The organism is Ancylomarina longa, from assembly GCF_003996985.1.
Taxonomy (GTDB): Bacteria; Bacteroidota; Bacteroidia; order Bacteroidales; family Marinifilaceae; genus Ancylomarina_A; species Ancylomarina_A longa.
This window is the reverse complement of sequence record NZ_RJJX01000315.1, coordinates 1-362: the sequence shown is the minus strand read 5'-3', so window position 1 is coordinate 362 and position 362 is coordinate 1. Positions and strand designations below refer to the sequence as shown.

Annotated in this window: 1 protein-coding gene; it reads right to left on the bottom strand. The window is 40.3% G+C overall.

What is annotated here, in order from left to right; translation table 11 throughout:
* Window positions 1-224, bottom strand: a 224-nt coding sequence (locus tag DLK05_RS19275; RefSeq protein WP_148114146.1) for a reverse transcriptase domain-containing protein, incomplete at its 3' end; no start/stop codon positions are given.
* Window positions 225-362 lie beyond the last annotated feature (138 nt).

Sequence of the window (362 nt, the reverse complement as noted above, 5' to 3'; positions counted from 1 at the left end):
ACATGGTTTGGTTTTGATTCATCAACAAAGCCATCAGGTTGAGAAACATATACCTCCTCTTTCAATAATCCATTGAGAAATGCAGTCTTCACATCCATCTGATATACCGTGAAGTTTTTATGAGCTGCATATGCAAGGAATATCCTGATCGCTTCAATCCGTGCTACTGGTGCAAACGTCTGGTCATAATCTATGCCTTCTTGTTGCCGATAACCTTTTGCCACAAGTCTCGCTTTATTTCAGACAACAATTCCATTTTCATCCTTCTTATTCTTGAATATCCACTTCGTTCCTATGATTGATCTATCCTTTGGACGGGGAACCAGTCGCCATACCTTCAGCCGTTCAAATTGATTGAGTTC